This is a genomic window from Saccharicrinis sp. GN24d3 (assembly GCF_052400645.1).
GTDB lineage: Bacteria > Bacteroidota > Bacteroidia > Bacteroidales > Marinilabiliaceae > Saccharicrinis.
In genome coordinates this window covers 251,525-270,488 of the sequence record NZ_JBQTGI010000005.1, presented here as the reverse complement: position 1 = coordinate 270,488, position 18,964 = coordinate 251,525, and the positions used below count along the sequence as shown (strand labels likewise).

The following is an 18,964-nucleotide window of genomic DNA, read 5'->3' as shown; positions in this document are numbered from 1 at the left end:
CACAGACCCGTCAGTCGACGGGCAGGTTATTCAGATTAAACAGATTAAAAAACAGCAAAACTGCTTTATATTAACACGAATGTTTCGAATTACACGAATTTTAAATGATAATAACTATTACAAACACCAGCATACGATAAGCATGTTGAGGTTCTTGAACTTTGCTCACTTGCGACTCTCCTCACTTATCTCATCGCTATGATCTCCACTCATCGTTCTCCGCTCTTTTAATCCGTATTCGGCAACATTTCTGTTGCATGCACAGCTACCAAAACAGGTACCTGGTAAAGGATATATGCCAAATCGGCTGAGCTCATGTCCTTGTTCCAAATGATTCCCATGTCTTCGCTTTGCTGTTCTTCTTTTTCAGCGTCTTCGGGTAATTCCAAATCCTGATCGGCTGTAATAGTCGGGGTTTGATTTGTAATTTGAATAAATCCTCCATCGGCGACAGCAGGTGTAATATCAGTCCAGCTTAGATCATTCCAAAGTTCTATTTTATTGCCCTCTACATTACTGGTATCGCCTCCAATATCAAGCCCAAATCTAGGTTCTCCCGGACGTTCTTTGATGACGAAGAACCAACCCGGATCGTCCCAGGTTATTCCATTACTTGCGCAGCGGGGATCCACTTCTATACTTTCATCTCCGGTACCCCCCTTGGCTTCGCATGTGGTTAAGTCGAATCCGAAGAAATGGATATCGGGGCTTACCTTGGCCTCGTACAATGGCGTTTTCACAATGTCTGATGGAGGGTTGTTTTGTTCGGTGTCCGTCAACGGCCACAGATCTCTTTCCTGTTTTGGATCAATCTTGTCCTTATCCGCTTCATCAGTCACAGGATTCCCGTCTTCATCTCTCCATACAGCCTTATGGGCATAGATAACTGCATTAGGGTATTTCTTAAGCAGCTCGCCTCTGATCACCAATACCACTTCTTCTTCGTTATCACCAGGTTCTTCCCGATGGTCATGGTCACCTAAATCACTATACTTCGACCAAAGATGAACAGGTGGAATATCTCTTAATTTCTCCTTTAATTCTTCTTCACTTAAGCCCTCCCTATCTAAATAACCTATGGCTTCCCAAAACTGTCTGAAATAACTTCCCCGTTGGTCTGTTGGGTACTCGCGCCATAACAACTCACGTGCAAACTCATGGTTCAACCCTACCATATACGATTCAATAAATGGCTGATTAGTTTCCAGCAAGGAAATACTGTTTTGCGCCACGAAATTGATATTGGGCAAGAATAGTTCTGCCGAGTATTCGGTCAACGGTTTGTACATAGGCAAATCTATCTCGGGATAGGCCATAGCGGGCACAAAGGTTTCTTTTAACTGCTCTTTTATCCTCCACGGAATCAACACCTTACCCCACACCCACTTTGGAATGGTAGTTTCAGGTTGTAAACTATCGTATACCGATGTATTAATACCTGCAATATCAAGTTCGGGTTTCACGGTGGGAACGCTGGCCGCAATAGATTCTTGCACGAGGGTATAGGCATCTTTCGTACCGGTTTTAAATGCTTCTGCTTCCTTGCTGTCCTGAAGACCTACTCGCGACGAAGTGTAAGTGCCGTCCAGCGATATTTTAAATTCAGGTCGTCTGGGCCAGTCATCCACACTATCGGGTGTCTTGTTTTCCGGTTGAACCACTTCGGAAGCATCCACGCTTAAATCCCATTTGTTCAATAATCTAAACAAGTAGAACATAGCTCCAATAATGGCCACTATCGTGGCATAATAAGGCACATTTGTTCCCAGTATAAAATAGAATATTATAATCAGCAGCAATGCGATGGCAAAAGGAACCCATTTTAGCCATTCATATTTTTTAATCAACTGCAGAATAATATCTGGTATATTGGTTGGCCGCACTTCCTCATGCAGTTTTTCATGTTCACTCAATATAGGAGGAGCAATCCTTGGAGGTGCTGCACTCACCTCGTTTTTATTTATTCGGGAGATGATATTATTTACATTGATCGTATCATCAAAGTTGAAACGTTTCATCAATATCCCCCTGGGCCTGGTAAACTTCCTGAAGGATGTTGAAATAGTAACCTGTGGAACATTACTTTGCTTAACCTCGTAAAATGCGGTTGCTTTTTTTAGAGTAGTCTGATCGCCGTTATGATAGCTTACATCTTTTAAAATCCTTTTGTGCATTGGCGCGGATACGCTGAGCCATCTGTCGGGAGTAGAACTTTGAATTGAGCCCAAATGGGTATCGTACCAAACACTGCTGACTTCTTTTGAAAGTTGTGCATATTGGATGAGCTTATTGGATTTTAGGATGTCACCAACTTGTTCCCAGGCGGATTGCATATAGTCTTCCTGGTTTTCTTGTACCACCTTTGTTCCAAAACCGGCAGCCGAGCGCCATCGGGGATCGAGGTTAAGTTCATGCACCCAATTATCGTTGGGTGAGATGTCAGAACCATCCTGGGTCTTTAATAATCGCTTACTCAGCGAATGCCAGCGTGCATATAATGGTGCTGTAATTAACGGATCGGGGTTTTGGTCGTAACCAAACTCGTTTTCCTTATCTGTAGCTGTTTGTTCCTCGGTTATGTTCGCATGGGTATTTGCGTCCAGAGCACTTTCTTCTTCATAGGAATCGGTCAGGTTGATAAACGATGCCAGGTCGCTTTGGAACGGATGAGGATAAGCCTGTGTTCCGTTCAGTGTTGCCCAGTTTCTGTATTTTACGATGTCTTTATATTCATCGGAATCGTGATCGTAAAATATATCAGGGATTTTTAAGGCGCCACCCAATTTTAGTATGCCGCCCAGTTTCTGTTCTTCTGTGGCATCGGGAGCGTCAGTAATTCCCTTGATGTTGGCACCTGGTTTCTGAACATCCATATCCCGTGTTCCTACCCTCTTGTCGATGGGTTGCGGTTTAAGGAGGCGGACCAGGTATTCGAAATCACCTTTGGTTCCTGTTTTAAAACCCCAACGGTGATAATATGGTAACTCGGTGGGGAGAACACTATCGGTCCATGCTGGTGTATCGTGTGAAGCGGCAGTGCTTGGGTCTTGTCCTACACCAGCCAATCGTCCACTTTCGAAAGAAGGCACCAAAAAAGCATGATAATTCACGTTGGCTTCGAGCTTGCGAGGACACATTATACGGGCAAAACCGTTATCGGGATTGGAATTGAGGGTACTCACCAAATCCGATTGAATACCTGCCGCATCCGTGGAGCGTACTATCTCGTTATCTTCACTATCCTCACCCAGCAAATCCTTGTTGATATGCACATGTGCCCATGCCCACAGTTGCGACGGAGGTGGAAGTTTGGCTCCAGCTTTGGGCAGTATATAAGGCAGAGGCCTGTCTTTAACGTTTTTGCCATTGCTAAATTCATCATCCTTTAAAACCACTAGCATAATCCAGGGCGTCAAGCGATGGTTTGACGGACTGACGGGAGAATAACGCCAAGGCAAGTCCTCATCGTAAAAATCGATGTAGGGCAGGTAGTTGGGTTCAAAATTAGACAAATTGGGTTCCGGATCCACCTTAATAATCGTCCTGGGATCGAGACCCGTGATATCTCCAGGTCCATAAATTTGAATGTCCTTAACAATGGAAGGACGATTTACCGTACTGCCGTCAACTCCATCTCCGCTGATCTTTAATTCTACGGGAATGGTTGCTCGCACACCCGATTGTCCACCAATTTGATTGGCGATACCTTCCCTTACCCAGGGTATAAAAGTATATGTGGCTATATTACTCATGCTACAATGTTTAATTCGGTGTTCGGAATCACGTGTAATTGACTGGCTAAAGCAGGGTTGTTTTGGATCTGATCGTTCATAAATTGGTCCGCCTCGGCTTGACTGGTGAACGATACTGCAGGATCTACGGCAGTGTTGTCCTCGTTAAAGGCCACTGAATATTCGTTTGCTTTCATTTCTATTTTTTCATCGTAAGGCTGCATGCGTTTTTTTGTTTGCATGGAGACTGTTGCCTGTGCAACCGCACTGCCCTTAATAAAATGACCAAACAATAATTTAAACAGCAAAGTGAACTGAATACGGAAATACAAGTAGAATGGTCTTCGGATGAATTTTTTAAAGTTATTATCGATGATGTTGGTTTCGTACCGGATAACACGTTTGGTGGCCATGCTGGTTTTAAGCTGATCTCCTTCAACAGCTACCTCCAATCCACTTTCCAGAGGCTCGTAACCTGGACTGGACAGGCGTTTGGAATCATCCAATTGTTTATATTGCCCAATAGCAAATTCCTCTTTCACCACACTTGTTCCCAACGGTCCTCCACCTTGAATTTGGGCATCAACAAACATTTTGTTGGTATCTGTAGGTTTCTGATTTCCTACTTTGTCGATTTTAAAATTCAACGGTACTTTTCGTTGGCTGATCAACAATTTACCAACAGGGTGCAATACGAGCTGATCGCTATCGCTTTCGCCCAGTTGACGCAAGGTAACCGAAACATGGCTTGTTGAAGGCAGTTTGGCTTCCCAGTTGGTTAGTGCCGCCAATTCTTTCTCCAATAACGGGAATACCTCTATTGGATCGAGTTTGGTATTTTCCTCGTCGCCCCATGTTTTACTGAATGGTACTTTAATTTTGAAGAATAGCAAGGATATCTTTCCTTTTCCTTCGATATGCCAGGGAGTAGGACCTTCCAACAACCCGCTGAACCCTACGCTGAATAAACCTACGCCAAATACTTTCACGCTCAGGCTCATGGACAATCCGAAGCTGAAGAAGAACGGATCGAATTGGAACAGGGCGTCAAATCCCAGATGACCATCGATATTAAAGGCACTGACTCCAAAGTATACCTCTACCTTTGCTCCAAATTGTACCGAATTGGAGGTGACGGCAAAGTATCCTTCTATTCGAACCTTCGCATTGGAATGGTTCAATATGTTAACCGCAATGCGCGGAATAGTTCCAAATGGCAGTGGTGGCGGACTGTATCTGGGGTGGAACCCACCTACGCTCACCACAAAATTAGCAGGACTGCCCCATTGAACCAACAGTCCCATTCCGCCTTCGAGTGTGATAAACAAAACACGGCTGTCGTATAGGTAAGCAAAGAACCACAACAGTTTATTGTTAGGTTCCAACCTGCCCATAAAGTTTACCTGCAAGCGAAGAATATCGGCTTCTTCATCGGGCAGAACCACCTTAATAATACCAAGTATCGTAAAGTTCGCTTCGGGGAATTCGATGATGATTCCCATGGACACACTCAACAAATTTGGTGTTCCCCAGCCAATTTTCACCATTGGGCCTATCAGGAAGGTATCTTCCATGGTTGGGAAGAATTTCCTTAAATCGCTGATAATGCGCGGTGCATTGGCAATAATGTCCTGCGGGAACATCACGCTTTCTATGGAGCCGTTTTTAATGCCTTCGGTTAAAGGATCAACATTTACGATGCGGTTAACACCGATGATTCCTCCAACGCCCAACAAGGTAAATCCAAAACCCAGTTGGATACCGCTACCAAATTCCACGGTGATAATCAATATCATGGAGAATCCTTTGGAGCCATCGGGCATTTTGGTGGTGATGAGGCCAATGGCACGAAGTGCAATCCACTCGGCAAATACCAGTTCCAGTGCACCGGCATATTCCTCTCTTTCAAAGTCGAAGTAAAGATAACCACCACCTTTAACTACACCGGCATCAAGTGATAAACCCACGCCATTAGGTGGTTTAAATTCCAAATCGAAATCGACGGGTCCAAGATTGTTATCGGTTTTATCTTCGGGGAAGTTGATGTTCCCGATCAAACCGATACCTTCAACGGATGCAGCAATAGGGCCTATTTCGGCTTTGATGTTGGCGCTTAGTCCAACAGGTATTTTCAGTTCACCACCATCTGTTCCCACGCCAATACTTATGGTGATGGCGTCAATTTCAATGGGACCCAGATCAATATGTGAAGGAAGTTGAATTTCGAGGGTTGAACTGCCTGTAAAGAACAATCCTTCTTTGGAGTCGTAGCCGAAACCCATTTCAAAATCGGAATCTATTTTAATGCCCGAAAGTATTTGGGTCAGGAATCCATCGCCTTGCGACATATCCACTTTAAGCTTACCGCCCTTAATTTCTCCCAGAACTTTAAAAGCTGCACTGGCTGAACTGCCCAAATCAAAATTCAACCCGGCAGAACCCGTTACGATAAACTTGGCCACCTCGAGTCTGGAACCTTCGGCTTCACCAAAAATAATGAAAGGTGTATTGTCGGCTTTCCCGGCGGTAAAACGAAGGCCGTACTCACCTGTTATTCCGGCGGAAGAATCAAAATCGATATTTCCGTCGGGATGAATGATAATTTCCGCACTGGCTTTCAGGTCGCTTTTGGCCAATGCTTCCAGTTTCCAATCACCACCGTCCGAAATCGGACCGGAGGTATCAATAGATACATCTTCGGCCATCCTGATTTTGAGTGCCCAGGGTTGAACATCTGTTTTTGGCGAAATTTCAAAAGCCAGTACATCCAACACGTCGGGATTAGGCGCGGTATCGATAACGGCAGGTACACCTGCTTTACCCAGCAATGATTGCAAATCGTTCAGCAGGGTACTGTCGCCATAGGTATTCTCGCCCCAGCGATATAAAATTTTCAGAACATCCTGTGGGGATTTGATAAATTTTCCAATCTGGTTGATATCGAAAATATACTTGTTGATTTCGGCATTACCATGGCCTTCTGAGCCAATCTTTTGCAACTCCCGTTGAATGATGCCTACAAATTCCAACACTTCGGGTAGCACAGGTACACCTTCCAGGTTTCGAACCACCAGGTAGTCGAACAATCTCCGGGGCAGTTTTTCTGCAAACTCGTTGAGCTCATTTTGTGGGATTCCGGACACACCTGATAAAGACTTGATGGCATCTGCCAAATCCTTGATTGCCTTAACGGTTGTAATAATGGCTTGCAACAGATCGCCAATTTTGCTGTAATCACCGGCATCTATCCCATCCACTACTTCCTGAACCAAATCGGGCAGCTTGCTGGCAGCGGTGAATGTTTTATTGGCCGCATTGGCAAAACCCGAAACACCATTTACGGCGTCGGGCAATTCCAGGCCAAGCTGAGCGAGCAAGACGATTGCCTTGTTGTCCTTTAAATCATCTTTTAAAGGTTCCATTATTTGGGCCAATCCCATTAAGATAGCCTCGAGTGTTCCTGTATTTTCGTTGGGTGAGGGCATCGTATCTATTTTACAGGGTTAAACATGATGGGTAATTTGTCGAGGTAACCGGCTTTTAGCAGGGCGTTGGCAAAATCCTCGATAGTCTCGGGACTCATCATGGAAAGTATCAATTTCTCACCATGTTCCAGAAGCTCTTGTTTCAATTTACCGCTACCGTTTTCGATCAAGGCATTATACATGGCCACAAGAAGCTCTTCACGGCCTGAACCATTAATTTCTTTAGGGATTTTGTAGTTTTCTACCCGAGCCGCACGGGCTATGGCTGCCACATAGGCAGGCCCTTGGAGTCGCTGCCAAACCACGGTAACTGGTCGGCAATGGTTAACCAGTTCCAGAACTTCTTCAAAGTGCTTATCATATAACTTACGAATAAGACTATGGTCATTTGCTTCCCTGAGCTTTTCAAGAATATTTTTAACATTTGGTTTCCCGGTGCTTGTTTTTCTAACCGTGTTTGTAACCGTATCGCTTCTTAGGCCAGAACCACTTGGACTGGTGGACAGTGTTATGGCATTGCTGTTTGAACTTAATTTAGCAAGCACATTGGCGATGTTATTGGCAAATGTTATATCCACTGAGTTGGTTGTTTCATCCCCACCATATAGTAAAGCCACAATTTCGTCAGAGGCATTTAAGATGACAGAACCTGAATCGCCATTGTTTGAGAAAGCAAATTTGCAGGTATCGCTATCTGCATCAAGTACCTGATAAGTTTCCGAGGGGTCGGGGATAATCAAAACCTGTCCTGTACGAATGGTGATGGTACCGCCATCCGGATCGGTTCCGGCAACAGCGGTGTCACCTATATGAACAACCCTTCCTGTGGTAAAAGCAGAGCGGGCCCCAATTTTACGGACCGTTTCACCAACCACTGCCGCAGCGGTGCCGGATACCGTCAACACCTCATCGGTAGAGTCGTTAGTGATATTGAAGGAGATGTCGCCGGAAAATTCAGTATTGATTTTAGCGATGGCACAATCTACGGAAGTGCTGGTGGGCGGGTTGAGGTCACGGATACCGATAATGGTTTCCCCGATTACATCGTCACTGCCACACTCACAGCAACAACATTTTGATACCTTGCCTAACTTAGGTTGAGCCGTTGGGAGTACCGTGGTATCCGTGCTAGAGGTTGAATCGTATAATACATGCTTGTTGGTTAAAAGGATTGTCGTACCATCGGAATCCAGTGTGCCAAACCAACCTAATGTACCGTAAGTATTGGATTTGGTAGAAACCGCTATTCCTGCTTTCAACGGCCTGTGTTTGACGTTTTCTCTTCTTTCGTCCCCGCAAACATCAGGTCGGTCACAAACCTGGTAAGGCGTTAAAACATCTGTTTTTATTGCTTCAATTTCGGTAGGTATAACCTCATTTGCTTTCAGTGATTTCAGGCTCTTTTTTTCCGCCACGAATACCCTAAAAGAAATTTCATCGGTAAACTGTTTGTTTTTTTCTTTCATACCAACCCCGACAGCTAAAACATTGGGATTTTTGGACAGCTCTTTTTTAACCTTTTCAAGTTTGCTTAAAAGCTTGTCTTGGTTTTCCGATAGATTATGTAAATCCATTTTTACAGGTATTAATAGTAGTTAAACCTTAGCTTATCAGGAAATACTTGGATGCCTATTTCCAGTGTTTTGCTTGCTTTGCCGGGGAGGTTTATTTTTACTTCAAATATTTTTATGGGTGGATCGGAACGTAACATTCCAGGAACAATTTCAACCGCGGACACACAATCATACTTTGCAATTTCTGCCTTGATCAACTCGAAATGTCGTTTGGAACTTCCCTTAATATCGAGCGTATCCAGTTTTTTGTCAAGGATTATTTTCAAACTGGCCTTGTCGTTTTCGTATAATGCTTCACAAAAAGACTTTTCCACAATGATTGGTGTTGATGTTTGAAGCCATAAAAAAAGAACAGTAAAAGTTGTTAATAAACTCATCGTACAAACACAATAAGATTTGTAAAAACTTTAATTATGAAATATAGCAGGCTTAATAAGTATATAAGCAGGATCATTAACTCCTGGTGCGATTACCAGAGAATCTAGTTAATGTGTAATTATTAGGCGAGTAATTTTGTTTCATCTAAATTTATGGCAAATCTTAATGCAAGAATAAATTTTTAATGTTAATAATTGTTAATCGACTGAAATGATTTAACAACAGGTGCTTCTATGCTTAAATTCAGGCAAAGACGGCTAACTGTTTGATCAAAAAAAACGTTAGATTGAATTTGAATAAAACGGAGCCATACATATTTATTATTAATGGCGCTAAAACTTTCCGCTTCACATTTTCTTGGTCATTATACATTTCCATCCCTAAAATTCATGAAACAACATTCGACGAAGTCCATTAATCCGGTTAGAAAACAAAAGAATTTCCTTTCCGACTAATTATTCTTTTTTGATTTATATTCCCTTGGAGGTTTCACCACAATCCTCTCTCCACAGCTATTGCATATATATATTTCGCACCCTGTGCAGGCAAAACAATTGCTGCAGTTTCTTTTCAGGTCAGCTTTTATGAAACTTTTTTTACAATACGCGCATGTTATTTTTTCCGAAGTCATCTCAAATATTGACCGGTTTATTCGTAAAAATATGTGTTTTCGTAGAAAGAAAATACGAACACCATTTTGTTTTTACTATATTTCAAAAAAAAACATCATGAGAAATATACTGATCTTTGTTTTAGTAGCACTACCGATGCTGGCAACAGCTCAAATTGAAGCCACCACGAAAGCAGGTAAAGCAGTTTTATTGTTTGAAAACGGCACCTGGGAATATGCTGGACAAGAAACCCCCCAAACTATTGAATTTATGGCTGTTGAAATAGAGGAAGGGCTTACAAAAGAATCTCCTTTGAGCGAACTGTATTATTCCGAAAGCAAAAGACTGGTAAAATATTTTGGACCCGTAAAAGGAAAAATTAAAGGTAGGGCGAAATGTTTGTTTGTTGAAGGACAACCGAAGATTTATTTTCAGTGGGAACTGGGTTTATTAGATAGTTACCGATACTTTGGACATATGAAAGCAGGTAAAAAAGTAACGCTGATAACAAAGAATAATACATCAATAGATTTAATCCTTAATGAAGATATTGATATGGAATTTGTGAAAAAATATAAGTTTTCCATTTTGAAAGGAGCGTGTAAGCTGACAGATGAACAATTCAAATTGATCCTGAATTCCCCTATCTCCGAAATGAAGGTAGAGTGGAAGAAGGAACCAGAAACCTATAAGGTAAACGACGGCTATTATTTCTCCAAAACATTTCAGGAACTTCTTAAATAGCATATTCGTCAAGGGTCATTAATTGGTTTGAATAAACTAACTAATGACCCTAGGCTATTGCACTATTCACCGATTAATGAAAAGTCTCGTACCTCAGTGCATCCATAATTTTTTCTTCCTTGGTTATTTCACCTTCAGAGATATTAATGGCTGTCTCTATCAATGCTAAATGAGAATAAGCCTGGGGGAAGTTTCCCAGTTGTTGCTTGGTTTCAAAATCCAGGTCTTCGCTAAATAAACCCAGATGATTATTATAGGTTAGCAACTGCTCAAATCGTTCAATGGCCGCTTCTTTTTCCCCGATCTTATACAACGCGTTGATAAGCCAGAAAGTACAGATAGTAAAGGATGACTTAGGCAGACCAAAATCATCCTGATTGATGTAGCGATACATCAAACCATTATGTTCCAATTCCTTTTGGATAGCGTATACCGTTGATTTATAGCGTTCATCCTTTGCTTTTACAAAACCGTAACTCTCCAATAACAATACCGACGCATCTAAATCATCACTTCCGTACGCTTGTGAATATGATTGTTTGGTTTCCGACCAGGCTTTTAGCTCAATCTCGGCACGGATCTTATCCTCCAGCTTTTTCCATTTCTTAATGTAATCATCCTGCTTAAGTAAAACAGCAATTTTTCGAGCACGATCAATAGCAACCCAGCACAGCACCTTGCTAAAGGTAAAATGCTTGCTTTCGTTGCGTATTTCCCATATTCCCTTATCCGGTTTCTGCCAGTTCTTCTCTACCATCTTTACCACGTTACGAACAACGGTCCATAAATCCTCGCTGTAGCTTAGTGAGGCAGAAAACAAACTAAAATGCTGATAGATGGCATCCATTAAAATACCGTAAATATCGTTTTGTTTTTGTTTGTAAGCTGCATTCCCCACCCTAACAGGCTTGGAGTTTCCGTAACCAGCCAGGTGCGGAAGCTCATACTCCGAAAGTCTTTTCTCGCCGCTGATGCCATACATTATCTGCATCTTCTCGTCCTTTTCGGGAAGTATATTCACAATGAAACGCAAATAATTTTGTGCAACCGTACTGTGCCCAAGTTGAGTCAATATTTTCACTACCATTGAACCATCTCTGATCCAACAGAACCGATAATCCCAGTTACGAACCTCTCCAACAGTTTCGGGGAGTGAAGTGGTCAGTGCTGCCAATACAGCGCCTGACTTATCGTAGCTTAAAAGTTTTAACGTTAAGGCACTGCGGTTTATTTCGTTGTTGTAGTTACTAAAGGTAGTAGTCTTTTCCGACCAGTTTAACCAGTACACCTTGGTACGCTCCATCTTTAGCTTAACCCTTTGAATATCCTGATTGAGCAATTTTTGGTTATAGCTAACCAACATATATTTGCTATCGGTTAAGGTAATCACCTCTTTGTTTAAAACATCCTTAAAATCAAAGTCGGTATACAAATAAAGAGAATCATAAGAACCTCTTTTGGTAAAAGCCTTAATGTATTTCTTGTTTTCCGAAATAAAGGTTTCGTGCACACCATATTCGAGCTTTGGGTCGTAGGTTATTTTAAACGTTGGTGCTCCGCTAATACAATTGAAAACGCGCACTAGATCGGATGGCGAATAATAGCCGTCGTCATTTTTATATCTCGGCATAAAGTCAATCACCTCAAAAACACCATCTTCGCACACAAACTTAGTGCACAACAAATTAGTCCTTTCGATGTACTCCTGGTTGATCGAAAGTAATTTCTCCGGTTCTATCGATACAGAACCGCCTTTTTCCTTGTCCAGTAGTTTGGCAAAAACCGACGGTGCATCAAATTTTGGCAAACATAACCAATCGACACTTCCATTTTCGGAAACCAACGCCGCAGATCTACAATTCCCGATAATCCCGTAATTCAGATTCAGATTCTCCATATATTAAAATTTATTGGTTAGTTTTGTAATACTCCTGGTTTGGAAAAGCCAAAACCAAACAAGATAATCTTGAAAAGTAATAGGAGCACCACCGATAATTACTTGAAATGAGCCTGAGGCCCATTTTCTTAGGGGATTTCAAATAAAAATGACAATTAACCAAAATAATCGGTCTAAAAATGGTATATTATTTCTAATTTTCAAATAAAAAAAGTCATTCTATGCAAAAAATTCATATCGTTTCGAACAGACTTCCATTTAGCATTAAAGATGAAGGGGAAAAAGTAACCCTTGAAGCCAGTGTAGGAGGCTTGGCAACAGGCATGAAATCCATCTACAAAGATTATGGAGGAACATGGATAGGATGGAACGGGTTAGACAGTGATACCATAGAGTCAGGCAAACAAAAAAAAGTAGACCAACTTTTTAAACAAGAGAAATGTGCCTCCGTTCATCTAAATTCTGAAGAAATACAATTGTTTTATGAAGGATTTAGTAATCGAACCATATGGCCTCTATTTCACTATTTTACGCAATATGCCAATTTCAACAACGAGGATTGGGAAACCTATAAGGCAGTGAACCAAAAATTTGCCGATGCGGCGATCGACGCACTGGAAGATGGCGATGCTGTTTGGGTCCACGACTACCAGTTGCTCTTGGTGCCCGAAATGATCAAATCCAAAAAACCGAATGTAACAATAGGTTTCTTTTTGCACATCCCTTTTCCGTCCTATGAGGTGTTCAGGATTTTACCTTGGCGCAGAGAAATTGTTCAGGGTATGTTAGGGGCCGATCTGATTGGTTTCCATACCTACGATTACGAAAGACACTTCTTTAGCTGTGTACGTCGTTTGTTTGGCTACGAGATCTCTTTTAACCAGATTCATATTGAAGAACGCATCATTATTGCGGATTCGTTCCCCATGGGCATCGACTACGACAAGTTTATGAAATGCGCCAAAAATGTTGGTATGAAAGCCATCACGGAGAAATCGGATTTGCATAAGGAGCTTGATAAGTACTTCCTTGCATCGCCCGACCGTAAGCTGATCCTTTCGATTGACAGACTGGATTACACCAAGGGCATCCCGAATCGCCTAAAGGCTTTTGGTCGTTTCTTGGAAAAATATCCGGAGTTCCGTCAAAAGGTGACCCTGATTATGTTGGCAGTACCTTCTCGCGATCAGGTGGATCATTATCAGCAACTAAAAAAGGAAGTGGATGAACTGGTTGGACAAATTAACGGAACCTATGGATCCATCAATTATTCGCCTATCTGGTATTTTTACCGTTCTCTACCTTTTAGTAATCTGATAGAGTTATATAGCTCGTGCGATGTCGCATTAATTACTCCCGTGCGGGACGGTATGAACCTGGTAGCCAAAGAGTATGTGGCTTCCCGTTTAAATAACACAGGCGTTCTTATTTTAAGTGAGATGGCTGGTGTTGCCAAAGAAATGGGGGAGGCATTGATCATCAATCCTGTTGATGAAGAGGAAATGGCGGACAGTATTAACCAGGCACTCACCATGCCCTTGGAGGAACAAAAATCACGTATCAAGTTTATGAAAGAACGTATTCGGCGTTACGATGTATTTAAGTGGGCCAACGAATTTATTCGTACATTAAAAAAAGCGGAAAGTGTTCAAAGTGATTTCTTAGCCAAGCGAATCACCAAACAATTAGCCGGAAAATTGATAGATCAATACGCCAAAGCTAAAAAACGAGCGCTCTTTTTAGATTATGATGGAACCTTGGCTCATTTTGTCAAGAATCCTCAGGATGCTAAACCGGATAGAGAATTACATGATATAATTAAAAAACTAACCTCAAATAAAGCCAATACCGTTACCATTATTAGTGGCAGAGATAGGTACACGTTAGAAAAATGGTTTACAGGTCATCATGTAAACTTAATTTGCGAACATGGTGTATGGTTAAAAAAAGTAGATGGAGATTGGGAAATGTTATCCGCAGTAAACAACAGCTGGATGCCTAATGTGCGTCCTGTAATGGAAAGTTTTGTCGACAGGACTCCAGGCAGCTTTATAGAGGAAAAAAACTACTCTTTGGTTTGGCACTTCCGTAAGTCAGAGCCGGAACAAGGTGAGTTACGGGCTAATGAACTAAAAGATGAGTTGAACACGCACCTGAGCAACCACAACCTTGAAATTATGGAAGGTAACAAGGTAATTGAGGTAAAGAGCGGGGGCATAAACAAAGGTATCGCAGCACTTCAGTTTATAAGCAATCAACCCTACGATTTTATTATGGCTGTTGGCGACGATTGGACAGACGAATTTATGTTCCGAGAATTGCCCGAGGAAGCGGTAACCATTAAAGTAGGCATGAAACATACCAAAGCGGCCTACAAGGTTGAATCAGTAGATGCGGTCAGGAATTTGTTGAAGATGATGTAGGCCATCTTACCGGACAACTAAGATACAGGCCTGTTAGGGAATTTCTTAACAGGCTTTTTCTACTACCCATTGCTATTGGTTGCCACCGTTAGTCACACTAAAATAGTATGAAGATGCAAAGTCCATTTTATCAGCTAGAGGCGAAAAATATTCAAGGCAAGATTATCTTGATGGAAGATTACAAAGGCAAAAACGTATTGGTGGTGAATACGGCCAGCAACTGCGGCTTAACCCCACAGTTTGAAGGATTGGAGAAGCTTTACCAAAAATATAAAAACCAGGGGTTGGTGGTGCTTGGCTTTCCATGCAATCAGTTTGCCAATCAGGAGCCTGGCGATGATAAATCCATAGCTGAAGGTTGTATGCTTAACTATGGGGTTTCATTTCCGATGTTCTCCAAAATCGAGGTGAACGGAGATGGAGCTCATCCAATTTATAAATATTTAAAAAAGCAATTGCCAGGCCTATTGGGTCAAAAAATCAAATGGAATTTCACCAAGTTTCTGATCGATGAGAATGGCCGTCCTGTTAAACGTTTTGCCCCAACCACCAAACCTCAAAAAATTGACCGTTATTTGGAAAAGATGCTGGCCAGATAATGCCATATTCGACAGTTGGCCAACCTAAAGTCCGGTTAGGACTATAACTGCCATAAAATTCGTCATAACATCAGTTCGATTTAGTTTACAGAAAGGGCTTCCTGTCTTTTCGAAGAAGCATCTGCTATCCATTAGGCCTGCTTCCCTTTTTGAATAATTTCATCATAATTTTTATCAAAGTACGTTGTTATATTTATTCTATAAGCAAAACCATTGTTGTTATAGGTCCATAACGTACATAATTCAATCACTGTAAAGATCTGCACCCACTTTTTTCGGCGGCATGTGACTAATCATTTCATGGTGTTGTGCTATTTATTGATTAACGCATTTAATCTGCAAGATAACTTTCACCAAGAATCATGTCTAAATCTGCTGTTCGTTCAGCTAAACCAGGAAATGGAGGAAGCGGCGCGCTTGGAACAGGTTCATACCAAAAAGTGGCGGTGGACCAATCGTCATCTCTTTCATAGTAACAACACCCAATTTGCTGAATCGTAACTCTCATTTCTTCTTTCCAATAGATAGGGTCAGGTATATGCCAGCGATACATAGAAATATAACTCGGTTCCATTTTAACCTTTTTATTGTTTTTTTCATTTCTATTGAGGGAAATAGCATCAACCAGGGTGTCCGCCTGGGTAACGAAATTAGCGCCATGGTACATATAGGTAGTATTTTGTACTCCATATGATAAACCAACCCAATCTTCGGCACCTGTTCCGCAAATCGTTGGGAATTCAGTATCACCATCCATGTAGCATTTGATTTCACCTTCTCCCCACCACCCAGGGTGAAGTGTTCTAATACCGAGAACAGCGCCTATGAAACGACCTTTTCCGGTTCTCTTAGGTAAAATCTCAAAATCTTTCTTTAACGTGGTAGGATTCTCTCTTTTAAAGAGTACATGTAGCCTGCCTACGTCACCTTTGTGGTTATCGTTGACCGTGTAATCTATTTGATAATACAGGTTTAGCCTTGTGTCAGATTCATTTGTCAAAGTAATTTTTGCCCCTTTTGCAAAGGGCATAGGTAGCCAAAAATTCATCGCTCCCTTTTCGCCAATAGAGTGTACTGCCGATTGATATGACGTGAGTTTTGAGTGAGCTAATCCCATAAAATCGCCTATTGGACATTCAATGCTTGGGTGCTCCTGCCCATCCCAATATGCTCTGATTACAGTGCTTCGCAATTTTTTATTGCGTTCCTGTGGCTCCTCCTTTATCCAATTCATATGAAGAAATTCACCAGCCATCCATATATGTCGTATCGTTCCTGCTTCTTTTATATCACACAACACTACTTCTTCCTGAGGTTTTAATATTCGATTCGGCGCCCCTTTTCTGCCGACGCCTAAATTGCTGGCGGCCATACCTGCTTTACCGGGTTCACCTGTAGGATTTTCGAACGATATTGCGCGAGGTGCTATATCGGTATTGAGATTATAAAGGCTTAACTGTTCAAAATTATTAACGGATTGTTCTTCGTTTTTAACTTCTGTACAACTATATAAAACAGCCGTTAGAATAAGTAACCATGATCTTTTCATAAAACATTGTCTTTTTAATTGCAGCGATGGAGCAGAACCTGATAGGTTATATAATTTATGGTGACTAAAAGTAACATTTCTGAGTAAATTATCAACGCTATTCCGTCGTATTGTATCCCGATATTCGGGGCAATAAAGTTTTCACCGTTAGCTGCCAGGCTTACCGATAGAGTTCTTTGAGCTTTACTCAAAGCTAGCTTATTTTTTACAATGTTCATGATTTTCCATTCGCAAGGGCTTTCAAGCTTACATACTTATCCAAGCCCAGCAGCCTTTTGTTTTGTACAAAATTACCGTAATGTCGATGCGGACCGAGTTGTTTGTTTTTTTGACATTTGAACTGTTTATCATCCAAGTGTTTGATGATAATCCCGATGGTTTCCCAAAATGTGGGTCACTTTGCGGATGGAGAAATAGTTTGGCCATTGGATGAGCAATGAGTTGAGCTTATAAAGCTTGGCATTGATACTCCAACACCTCCACTTTGCAAGTAACCCCAACTGCTTGCTTTTAGGTTTTGTTGAACACTGACCCTATTCTAATTTATATTTTATCGAAAAATACCGCATATCCTTATTTATGCGGCAATAAGTGAAGTAACGATAAAATAATTTTCAGAAATACAGATTTCTTCTTTATTGTATTAATCAACGTTCCTTAACAAACGTACATAGTTATAGTACCTTTCGCCACCTTCACTTGCTGGTCCATCTTCATGTTTGGCGTCAAACCTTACAGCTCCCGCACCATGGAAATCCAACCCTTCTTTATTTACGGCTCGACCAAATGCCACATACCAGGCATAATAATACGGTTTTCCTTTTTGGAATCTTGCCGAAGTACCTGTCCAATAGTAAGGATAATCTTTATCTCCATTTTCATTACTTATCTCGGAACAACTAAACATAGGGTCAATTGAAGGCCCAACCTGTTTAGGATTTTTAGCATTGGGCGCAAAAGAGTAATCAACAATACTTTGCAATTCCTTTACGTTCGGCAAGCGCCAATCTGAATACCCTGCCAATTCTGAATTTTCTGCGTAAGATAAAGCACTTTCCCAATTCAGTCCTTTTCCACTATCATTTTTAGACCACATTAATCCAGTTGCTTTATCGGTAATAGTACCGTTTTTATTATCCTGAAAATCATTCGTACCATAAATACTTCCGCGAACAGCTCTAACATGTTTAAATAATGGGTTACCCATTGGTTTTCCTCCATTTCCAGGAGGCGGACCTTGCCCTGGCGGTGGTTGATGTCCTTCAGGTGGTCCTTTGTGCGCTTTTTCACCAATTCCAGCTTCTGCACGGTATGCTTTAATATGACCAGTCACATGGTTTACACCAAACGCAGCATGAAAACCGCCCTCTTCTGTATGACCAACATATTTATTACTTGACCAGTATTGCTCGCTTTTGTCAGGATTCTCATTGTTAACAAGAGAGAAATGATTGGTGTCTAAGTAAGGCCATCCCGAACTAAAATCACTGATGGAGAATAACTCCTTGACTGTCGGCATTCGCCAGTCATGATAACCACCAAGCTCCAAATTTTCACAATATTCATATGCACCTTGCCAATCAAATCCTTCTGAAGTAGGTATTTCTTGCCAAACCAGTCCTGTATTCAAATCTGCAACAGTTCCGTCTCCATTTTTTTCAAAAGACATCTTCTTGCCTGTTAAATAATTAGCATCCTGACCGAAAAGCGAATCGCCTGGTACTACTGCCTTAATCACGTCTCCGTCTTCATCGTATAGTGAAACCTGACCCGTTGCCACTTGCACAAAATTGTATACGTTATCTTTAACCGCACTTGACTCTGTGCCCTTAAAACGACACGATTGGATTGTAAAAACAAGTAGAATAAGAAAAATTCCTCTTAACGGGGTGTTGTTTTTCAATGTTTTCATCATGATTTTTTCCTGTTTATAGAATCTACAATATTTTCATTCTATCACTCAACACTTGCTT

General features: G+C 41.5%; 10 protein-coding genes. 3 read left to right on the top strand and 7 right to left on the bottom strand.

The genetic code is table 11. The annotated features are described in order from the left end of the window. Positions 1-227 precede the first annotated feature (227 nt). Genes ACT29I_RS08395 through ACT29I_RS08380 form a run of 4 tightly spaced genes read right to left on the bottom strand, consistent with a single transcriptional unit; the run spans position 228 to position 9,104 of the window. Complete coding sequence (locus tag ACT29I_RS08395) at positions 228-3,752, bottom strand: hypothetical protein (protein ID WP_444793193.1); 3,525 nt, start codon at positions 3,750-3,752, stop codon at positions 228-230. Beyond that, the gene (locus ACT29I_RS08390; protein WP_444793192.1) at positions 3,749-7,216 is read right to left on the bottom strand and encodes a DUF6603 domain-containing protein; all 3,468 of its coding nucleotides are present in this window, start codon (positions 7,214-7,216) and stop codon (positions 3,749-3,751) included. The genes ACT29I_RS08395 and ACT29I_RS08390 overlap by 4 nt, the downstream gene beginning before the upstream one ends. 5 nt (positions 7,217-7,221) lie before the next feature. Then, complete coding sequence (locus ACT29I_RS08385) at positions 7,222-8,790, bottom strand: hypothetical protein (RefSeq protein WP_430931790.1); 1,569 nt, start codon at positions 8,788-8,790, stop codon at positions 7,222-7,224. Positions 8,791-8,801: 11 nt separating this feature from the next. Continuing rightward, positions 8,802-9,104 (bottom strand): hypothetical protein, encoded by a 303-nt coding sequence (locus ACT29I_RS08380; RefSeq protein ID WP_444793191.1) that lies wholly within the window; start codon positions 9,102-9,104, stop codon positions 8,802-8,804. Between the two features lie 792 nt (positions 9,105-9,896). On the opposite strand from ACT29I_RS08380, the gene ACT29I_RS08375 reads away from it, so the two are divergent. Next, positions 9,897-10,523, top strand: coding sequence for a hypothetical protein (locus ACT29I_RS08375; protein WP_430931788.1), 627 nt, complete (start codon positions 9,897-9,899; stop codon positions 10,521-10,523). 73 nt (positions 10,524-10,596) lie between these two features. Here the strand turns inward: ACT29I_RS08375 and ACT29I_RS08370 are convergent, their stop codons facing one another. Continuing rightward, positions 10,597-12,420 (bottom strand): glycoside hydrolase family 15 protein, encoded by a 1,824-nt coding sequence (locus tag ACT29I_RS08370; RefSeq protein ID WP_444793190.1) that lies wholly within the window; start codon positions 12,418-12,420, stop codon positions 10,597-10,599. Between the two features lie 221 nt (positions 12,421-12,641). Between ACT29I_RS08370 and ACT29I_RS08365 the strand changes: the two genes are divergently transcribed. Then, positions 12,642-14,843 carry a bifunctional alpha,alpha-trehalose-phosphate synthase (UDP-forming)/trehalose-phosphatase gene (locus ACT29I_RS08365; RefSeq protein ID WP_430931786.1) on the top strand — a complete coding sequence of 734 codons (2,202 nt, stop codon included), beginning with the start codon at positions 12,642-12,644 and terminating at the stop codon, positions 14,841-14,843. A 113-nt stretch (positions 14,844-14,956) separates the two neighbouring features. Then, positions 14,957-15,442: a glutathione peroxidase gene (locus ACT29I_RS08360; protein ID WP_444793189.1), complete on the top strand. Its 486-nt coding sequence runs from the start codon at positions 14,957-14,959 to the stop codon at positions 15,440-15,442. Positions 15,443-15,773: 331 nt separating this feature from the next. Here ACT29I_RS08360 and ACT29I_RS08355 read toward each other — a convergent pair whose 3' ends face one another. Continuing rightward, entirely contained in the window at positions 15,774-16,991 is a 1,218-nt protein-coding gene (locus ACT29I_RS08355) for a glycoside hydrolase family 172 protein (protein ID WP_430931784.1), read from the bottom strand. Positions 16,992-17,634: 643 nt separating this feature from the next. Next, a complete protein-coding gene (locus ACT29I_RS08350; RefSeq protein ID WP_444793188.1) occupies positions 17,635-18,906 on the bottom strand; it encodes an Lcl C-terminal domain-containing protein in 1,272 nt (423 codons plus the stop codon). Positions 18,907-18,964: the final 58 nt, after the last annotated feature.

Coding starts and splice junctions, on each gene's coding strand:
- ACT29I_RS08370 (WP_444793190.1), bottom strand. CDS start 12,420: ATGGAGAATCTGAATCTGAATTACGGGATTATCGGGAATTGTAGATCT.
- ACT29I_RS08375 (WP_430931788.1), top strand. CDS start 9,897: ATGAGAAATATACTGATCTTTGTTTTAGTAGCACTACCGATGCTGGCA.
- ACT29I_RS08360 (WP_444793189.1), top strand. CDS start 14,957: ATGCAAAGTCCATTTTATCAGCTAGAGGCGAAAAATATTCAAGGCAAG.
- ACT29I_RS08390 (WP_444793192.1), bottom strand. CDS start 7,216: ATGCCCTCACCCAACGAAAATACAGGAACACTCGAGGCTATCTTAATG.
- ACT29I_RS08350 (WP_444793188.1), bottom strand. CDS start 18,906: ATGATGAAAACATTGAAAAACAACACCCCGTTAAGAGGAATTTTTCTT.
- ACT29I_RS08385 (WP_430931790.1), bottom strand. CDS start 8,790: ATGGATTTACATAATCTATCGGAAAACCAAGACAAGCTTTTAAGCAAA.
- ACT29I_RS08365 (WP_430931786.1), top strand. CDS start 12,642: ATGCAAAAAATTCATATCGTTTCGAACAGACTTCCATTTAGCATTAAA.
- ACT29I_RS08355 (WP_430931784.1), bottom strand. CDS start 16,991: ATGAAAAGATCATGGTTACTTATTCTAACGGCTGTTTTATATAGTTGT.
- ACT29I_RS08395 (WP_444793193.1), bottom strand. CDS start 3,752: ATGAGTAATATAGCCACATATACTTTTATACCCTGGGTAAGGGAAGGT.